The following is a 7,291-nucleotide window of genomic DNA, read 5'->3' as shown; positions in this document are numbered from 1 at the left end:
GGTCACGATGGCGCGGTCCCGGGTCTCGATCTGAGAGCGGAGGTCGGCCTGCTCGGAGCGGAGGCGGACCACCTCGGCCTCGACGCGCTCGAAATCGTTGCGCGTGCGCCCGGCGCGAGCGGCTTGCGCCTCCGCTGCTTCAGCACGGTTCCGCAATAGCGAGAACTCGGCCGCCAGACGGTCCCGCTCGGCCTCCGCGCGTCCCAGCGACGCCACGAGTTGGTCGCGCTCGAGGGCGAGCCGGTTGCGGTCGTCCTCCAGGCGGCGTCGCGTGTCGAGCAGCATCGACACCTGGTCGGTGGACGCGACACGGACGGCCCGCCCGCGTCGATCACTGCCCGAGGTCCAGCCACGTGTCTGCGCCACGCGGTCTCGCTCGGCGGCGAGGCGTTGGCGATCCGCCTGATACCGGTCGACCTGACGTGCTAGGCGGCGGGCCTCGTCATCGCGGAGGTAGCGCGCAGCGGGTCGGAAGTCGCTTGAGTTTCGACGGTTGTAAGCCTGCCGGTTCAAGGTGCGCCGTGCTGGACGGTCTGCGGCGCTCGCCCGAGGTCCTGACGCGCTCGCGATGGGCGCGCGGTCCATGTTGCGGCGTCCACGACCATCAACTGCGTCTGCGACAAACAGACGTGCCAATCCTCGAGTTCGCCGAACGCCGGATGGGACGAACTGCGCGTAGGCCGTGACGGGACCGGAGTCCGACAGAATCCGCGACCGCGAAATGAGCCGGACGTCGACGCCTCCAGCGTGGAAGAACAAGCCCTCCTCATCGAAGAGGCCCGCACGGTTGGATCCTGAGAACGGGCGGTCCGAGACCGCGAACGTGCCCTGACCCGGGACAGCGATTGCCAAGACTCCGAACGGGGCTTGCATGAGAGGCGCACCCGTCGTCAGCACACGCGCGTCGTTGAGAAACAGGGCCGGGTCCGAGAGCCGAAACGTCGATTGGGCAGAGACCGACGCGCTGACCGCGACGAGTGCCGAGAGTAGGAGAAGCCGCATAACAGAAGAGGAGCGGGAGACTCGCAGTCAACCCCCATGCCGAGGGCGCCTCCGAGCTCGTTCGGGGTCGGGGACCGGAACCCCATCGTACCCCTCGTTCCTGTTGTTGTGCCCTCTCGGCCGTTAGCCGCGGTCACGATCGCTGTAAAAGCGCTTGAGCCGGTCCGGCGAAAGGCCCACGTTCCATCCGGCCCAAAGCCCAAGGTTGCGAAGCTGCTGACGCACCGCGCCGTGCCGTCGAAACCGCCGCGCCGACGTCACCACATCGAGGTCGAGGAACGCGAACCGTCCTCGAGGGCGGATGCGGCGCACCATGTCGAGATCCTCGAAGATGGGTTGCTCGGGGAAGCCGCCCACGTCCTCGAAGTCGGCACGCCGGACGAACAGCGCGCGGTCCCCAAACGCGAGTCGGTGCCACCCCATCCACAGTCGGGCCTCCCAGAGCGACATGACCGCGCGTCCCACCGGCCCAAGCCGGGGAGTGCCCGCTTCCTCGAGGGCGAACGTCGTTCGGAAGCAGCCACCGATGACGGACTCGTCCTCGAGGGCGGACCGGACGGCATCGAGGGCGCCGAGCGGGAGCCGGGTGTCGGCGTGGAGGAACAGCAGCACGTCGCCCGTCGCGTGCTGGGCGCCGGCGTTCATCTGGCGCGCTCGCCCCCTCGAGGTCGAGACCAGTCGGGCCGTCGGGGCCGTCGCTGCGGCGAGGTCGAGGGTGTCGTCGGTCGACCCGCCGTCCGAGACGATGATCTCGAACGGGTCGCTCTGGGCCAGGACGCTCGTGAGCGCTGCGCCGATGCGCTCCGCCTCGTCGAGGGCGGGGACGACGACGGAGACCAACGGGGAGGGCGGAGCGCTCACGCTCGCGCTACCAGAACATCAGCTTGAGGCAGAACACCGAGCCCCCGGATTTCAGGAACTCGCCGGTGTCGACCTCGATGGGCTGGTAGCCGGCGTCGATCAGCGACCGGTTCGTCTCGGTGCACCCTCTCTGAATCAGGACGTGCTCGCCGTCCGGCGAATGGGCATTGCACGCGAACAGGCGGCGCGACTCGTCCTCCGGGGCCTCGATGACTCGGCGGAATCGTGCGCGGATGTCTTGGAGCCCTTGCTCGTCAAACGCACCGGGGTACACCAAGACGGTCTCCTCATCGAGAGGACAGAAGCACGTGTCGAGGTGGTAGAAGTCGGGGTCGGTCAGCGACACGGCCACGACGGGGAAGCCGAGCTTGTCGGACAAGCGGTCGTACACCTGCCGGTCGGTGCGGTAGCCGTAGCCGCCCCAGAGCAGGTAGCGGCCGGGGTGCCAGATCGCGTCGCCCATGCCCTCGAAGTCGCCGGGCAGGTCCTTGTCCAAGCCCTGGACCTCGTAGCCCTGGCTCTCAAAAAAGCGTCGGTAGTGCTCCACCTCCGGCTTGCGCTGCTCGGCGTGCATCCGGCTCATCACGGCGCCGAGGTGTCCTCCAGGCGTCTGGTACGGTAGCGTCTGGTTGGCGCAGAACGTCATGTCCGGCAGGCCTGGAGCGCCCGCGACCACCGCGACCTCGAGGCCGATCCGCTCGTACGTGGTCTTAAGACCCTCCCACTGCCCACGGGCTCGCTCGACGTCCACGTCGCCGACGTTGCCGGCCATGTGGGGGTTGATGACGTAGGCGACCTCGAAGTGGTCCGGCGACGTCATCAGGACTCGGCCCGGTCGCGGGATGGCGGGCAGCGCCTCGAGGGCGACGGGATCGGACGAGAGCACGGGGCGACGGGCGAGGGGCGAGGGGAGCTCAAGGTAGCGAGTTCGCTCACGTCACCTAGCGGCCAAACACGACGGCGCCTCCAACGAACGACCGTCGGAGGCGCAACCCGGATCAACGTCCAGGGCCGGTGAGACGGCGCAGCCAACGGCTACTGCTGCGCCGTCGCGAAAAACTCGGGTGTCAGGTAGCCCTCGATGAGCACGCCGTCGCGGTCGCTGTCGACCTCGACGCGATCGAGCACGTCGAGGACGGCAGGCTGGTCCTTTAGGCCGACGCGGGCGGCGGCCAGGCTGCCGCGGACGACGTCGGCGACATCGTCTGAGCTGGCTTCGGGCTTGGTCGAGAGGAAGGCGCGAACGGGGACGCCGTCGGCCTCGAAGGCCATCGAGACGACGAAGCCGTCAGCGGCCTGGGCCGCGAGAGCGGACGGGTTGTCAGAGCCCGACATGTCGAGGTCGGCGCCGTCCAACCGGGCGACGAACCAGGCGCCGTCGGGGAAGGTGACGCGGTCGAACAAGGCCTGAAGTTCGGGGGAGGGCGCCGAACGGGCGCCGCCCAAGCGGTTGAGCATCCCGCGCAGGGTCTGCTCGTCACCGGCGAGGACCATCTCGTCGCTCGCCAAAGCGAAGCCGGCGCGGTGGCCGTCGTCGTCGGTCGTGATGTAGACGGGCAAGCCGTCGATCGAGGTCGCCTCGAACTCGGCCTCGTCCTGAGTCGTGATAAACTGCTCGATGCGGTCCCGGTCGAACCGGCCGTAGGCGACGAACGCGCCGCGCGCGTTATCGCCCTCCTTGCCGGCGACGTAGATCCGGTCGAGGTCGGTGGCGGGGTCGAACCCGGTCAGGCGAACGAACTCGTCGAGGTCGGACGAGCCCCGGCCGTTGACCAAGCCGAGTCCCGCGTCGCCGAGCGCGGCCTCGAGGGCGTTGCTCTCGCGAGCGGCCTCGAGGTTGGTCATGCCGTACACGTCGGCGTCGGTGGGCAGGACACCGAGCGCGTCCGTCGTCTGCGCCGATGCGCCGATGCCGGGCGCGGCCAGGCTGTCGGAACATCCCGAGAGAAGCACGAACGAGCCAGCGAGTGCGAGCACCCCCACGGATGCGCCGACCGCACGTAGGGAGAGGAGAGGGAGTGTCCTCATGGGATCAGTAGTCTTTGCGAGCGAAAAGGTAGAAGGCCGCCCCGTAGCACACGGCTCCGAATGCGAGCGACGAAATCAAGGGGTAGAGCGACCCTACGGGCTGGCTGGTCGCGAGTTGCGGGACCACAGAAACTCCCACGTTGCCAAACTTCGGCAGCACGTGGTACGCGCCCTCGACGAGCGGTCGCCACGTCCGCTGGATCTGCTCGGCCAGACCGGGGATCCCCAGGATCAAGCTGACGAACAGGACGCCGAGCGTCGCGATAAACGACAACGGGCCGCTGCCGCTCCACACGCCGACCAGGGTTACGACGCTGTAGACGACCCAGAACATCGCGAAGATGACCCCGATCGCAAGCAGGAACCGGGGATTCCAGATCCCGGACTTGATCGACATCGTGAGCCAGACGGCGACGATCAGGTAGGTCGCGAGGGCGAGCATCACGGCCATCACCGCGAGCAGCCGTCCGCCCAGCACGGCCGACCTCGACAAGGGCTTGGTCAAGATGACGTCGACCGCGCCGCGCTCGGTCAAGGCCGCTACGAGGCCGCCCGTCGCGAACAAGGCCAGGATGATGCCGACCCAGTAGGCCGATCCCGCGACGAACGCTTGGGCACCGAACACGACCTCCTCGAGCATTGTCGATCCGAAATCGAGGGTGTCGCCTTCCAGCCGCGGCTCGCCGCTCTCGTCGAGGACGGGGTTCCCGTCGCGGTCCAGGATCGGCGCCTCGAGGTCGACGGGCTCTTCGATGGCGGTTGCGCCGAACAGCTTGAGCCCGGCCAGGCCGCCATCCACGACATCGAGCTGGAGGGCGAGCGCCATCGCGATCCAGATCGCCGTCGAGACGATGAACAGGCCGATGACGACCTTGCGGGCGCGCAGCTCGCGGAGCGTCAGGAGGAAGAGTCCGAGCATGAGCTAGGTAAGTCGGGGCGGGTTGACAAGCCAGCGCTCGAGGGTGTCGATGACGTCATCGAGGTCGCGGGAGCGTTCGATCCACAGGAGGCCGTCGTGGCGTTCACCGTCCTCGATGAGAGAGTCGACGCGGACGGTCCCGTCGGAGGGGAGCCGGAAGGGGGCGTGGGCCATCGAGGGCTAGGACTCGTCGTGGGTGACGACCTCGACGAACAGGTCCTCGAGCGACTGGCGGACCGGCTCGACGGCCTCGACCTCGACGCCACTGCTTCGGAGCGCGTCGAGGGCGGCGTTCAGCGCGACACGGTCGGGCATCGTCACGACGTACCGCTCCAAGCCGTCCGGTCGCTCGGTCGTCTCTCCGACGGCGTCCTCGAGGGCGATCCGCGTCTCCGCGGGCAGCGGCGTCGAGGTGACGGTCCAGGCTCGCCCTTGACGGGTCAGGTCGTCGACGGTCCCGTCGCGCACCATTCTGCCGTCCTTGAGGATGGCGACGCGCGTGCAGACGCGCTCGACCTCGCTGAGCAAGTGGGAGTTGAGAAAGAGCGTCACGCCGTCGTCGCGTAGCTGCTCGATCAGGATGCGGATCTCTCGCCGCCCGACCGGGTCGACGCCGTCCGTCGGTTCGTCGAGAAAGACCAGTCGAGGGCGGTGCATCAGCGCCTGTGCGATTCCCAACCTCTGGAGCATCCCCTTGGAGTACGTCCCAACGCGGCGGTCGGCGGCGGCCTCGAGGCGGACCAAGGCCAACAGCTCTCGAGCGCGAGCGTCGCGGCCCGCGCCCTCGAGGCCGGACATCCGAGCGAACAGGTCGAGAGCGTCGCGGCCGGTCAGGAACGGCGGGAAGCGGTGGCCCTCGGGCAAGAAGCCGACCGGCCGGCGAGCGTCCGCGTCCTCGATGGGCGCGCCGAACAGCGTCGCCGAGCCGGCTGTCGGGTGAGCCAGGCCCAGCAAGAGTTTGACGAGCGTCGTCTTGCCGGCGCCGTTGGGTCCCAAGAGCCCGAAGGTCTCGCCCGCGGCGACCTCGAGGGTGAGCGGCTTGAGCGCTTCGACAGGCGGCCGGCCGCCGTACGTCTTGGCCAAGCCGGCGGTCTGGATCGCGAGAGACATGGAGCGGTTACGGAGTGCAGGACCCGAGGTTACGCCTCGCTCGGCACGCCCTCGAGGTCGAGTCGCGGCGAGACGCGAGGCCGCGGTCAGGACGCACCTGCGGCGGCCTCGAGGTCGGGCGCGCCGTCGTCGAGGGACTTGACGTAGACCGTCCGACGCGGGAACGGGATCTCGATGCCGCGCTCGTCGAACCGCGTCTTGATGAGCGACCGGATCTCACGGTCGGCCGCGAACTGCTCGCCCGGCTTGACCTGGACGATCACACGAGCGGTCACGGCCGAGTCCCCGAGCTCCAAGAGCCCCTGGACCTGCGGCGCGTCCTCGACCATGATCGCCTGGGCGCCCTCCGACTCCGCCCACTCAGCGGCCACGTCCTCCAAGACGCGTAGGGCTTGGGTCGCGTCCTGCTCGTAGCTCAGCCCGACGTTGACCACGACGCGGGCGTACCCGATCGACTTGTTGCCGAACGTGCGCAACTCGCCGGCCGGGATCATCAGGAGCTCGCCGTCGAACTTGCGCACCTTGATCAGCCGAAGGCCGACGTACTCGACGGTTCCGACCTCGTCGCCAATGCGGATCAGGTCGCCGCTCCCCAGCGTGTCGTCGAACAAGAGGAAAAAGCCTGAGATCACGTCTCGGACCAACGTCTGCGCGCCGAAGCCGATCGCCAGGCCCGCGATGCCGGCGCCGGCTAACAGCGGCCCGACCGGGATGCCGACGACCTCGAGGACGGTGAACGCGGCGATCGTCCAGATCACGTAGCGCGCGAGCGAGCCCAGGATGTCGGCCGTCGTCAGGACGCGCTGGCGGCGTTTGTCCGTCGCGGGGTCGTCCTCGACGGAGGCCACCCACCGCTTCTTGATCCGCTTGACGAGCCAGATCGCGAGCAGCGCGAGGCCGACGACCACGCCGAACTGGATCAGCGTTTGGCCGAGCCCGAGCCAAAAGTCGCTCGACACGACCACGTCCCGGGCGGCCTCGAGGTCGCTGACCGTGATGCCGGCCGTCGTGTCGTCGGGAGCCGCAGGGGCGTCGGCCTCGAGGGTGTCGGGAGCGGCGGGGAGGATCTGCATCAGAGCGCGTCGGGCGGTTCGGGGTGGAAAGGCGGGCGGGGGAGGTTTGTCTGTCGGACCAGCGTCCACAGCCGGAGACCGGTCGTGACGACGGCGGCTCCGACGAGCTGGACCGGTTCGGAGGCGCCGGTGGCCTCGAGGCCGAGCAGCGTCGCGCTGCCCAAGATCGCGGCCGTCGCGTAGAACCCCTTAAACAGGAGGGCCGGCATCTCGCCGACCAAGACGTCTCGGACGACGCCCCCACCGACGGCGGTGAGGGTACCGGTGAGCAGCACGCCGAGCGGGCCGAGCCCGAAGG

The 7,291-nt window shown here is 68.9% G+C and carries 8 protein-coding genes and 1 pseudogene; all 9 read right to left on the bottom strand.

Features of this window, described 5'->3' with window-relative positions; all coding sequences use genetic code 11:
* Positions 1 to 1,002 (bottom strand): annotated as a pseudogene (locus WBA11_RS07420) (hypothetical protein); the annotation flags it as partial.
* A 123-nt stretch (positions 1,003 to 1,125) separates the two neighbouring features.
* On the bottom strand, positions 1,126 to 1,863 hold the full coding sequence (locus WBA11_RS07415) for a TIGR04283 family arsenosugar biosynthesis glycosyltransferase (protein ID WP_424520063.1): 738 nt from the start codon (positions 1,861 to 1,863) through the stop codon (positions 1,126 to 1,128).
* 7 nt (positions 1,864 to 1,870) lie between these two features.
* Entirely contained in the window at positions 1,871 to 2,749 is an 879-nt protein-coding gene (locus tag WBA11_RS07410; RefSeq protein ID WP_424520062.1) for a dimethylarginine dimethylaminohydrolase family protein, read from the bottom strand.
* A gap of 149 nt (positions 2,750 to 2,898) precedes the next feature.
* Positions 2,899 to 3,840: a hypothetical protein gene (locus tag WBA11_RS07405; RefSeq protein WP_424520061.1), complete on the bottom strand. Its 942-nt coding sequence runs from the start codon at positions 3,838 to 3,840 to the stop codon at positions 2,899 to 2,901.
* 55 nt (positions 3,841 to 3,895) lie between these two features.
* Positions 3,896 to 4,810, bottom strand: a complete 915-nt coding sequence (locus tag WBA11_RS07400; protein WP_424520060.1) for an ABC transporter permease — start codon at positions 4,808 to 4,810, stop codon at positions 3,896 to 3,898.
* Between the two features lie 3 nt (positions 4,811 to 4,813).
* On the bottom strand, positions 4,814 to 4,984 hold the full coding sequence (locus WBA11_RS07395; RefSeq protein WP_424520059.1) for a hypothetical protein: 171 nt from the start codon (positions 4,982 to 4,984) through the stop codon (positions 4,814 to 4,816).
* 6 nt (positions 4,985 to 4,990) lie between these two features.
* A complete protein-coding gene (locus tag WBA11_RS07390; protein WP_424520058.1) occupies positions 4,991 to 5,920 on the bottom strand; it encodes an ATP-binding cassette domain-containing protein in 930 nt (309 codons plus the stop codon).
* A gap of 86 nt (positions 5,921 to 6,006) precedes the next feature.
* Positions 6,007 to 6,993 (bottom strand): mechanosensitive ion channel family protein, encoded by a 987-nt coding sequence (locus tag WBA11_RS07385; protein WP_424520057.1) that lies wholly within the window; start codon positions 6,991 to 6,993, stop codon positions 6,007 to 6,009.
* Positions 6,993 to 7,291 (bottom strand): trimeric intracellular cation channel family protein (locus WBA11_RS07380; protein WP_424520056.1); only part of this gene is annotated, 299 nt, incomplete at its 5' end. The genes WBA11_RS07380 and WBA11_RS07385, both read right to left, overlap by 1 nt.

The sequence above is a fragment of the Rubrivirga sp. genome (assembly GCF_049648075.1).
GTDB lineage: Bacteria > Bacteroidota > Rhodothermia > Rhodothermales > Rubricoccaceae > Rubrivirga.
The sequence above is the reverse complement of the archived record's forward strand: the minus strand, read 5'-3'. Positions and strand labels throughout refer to the sequence as shown.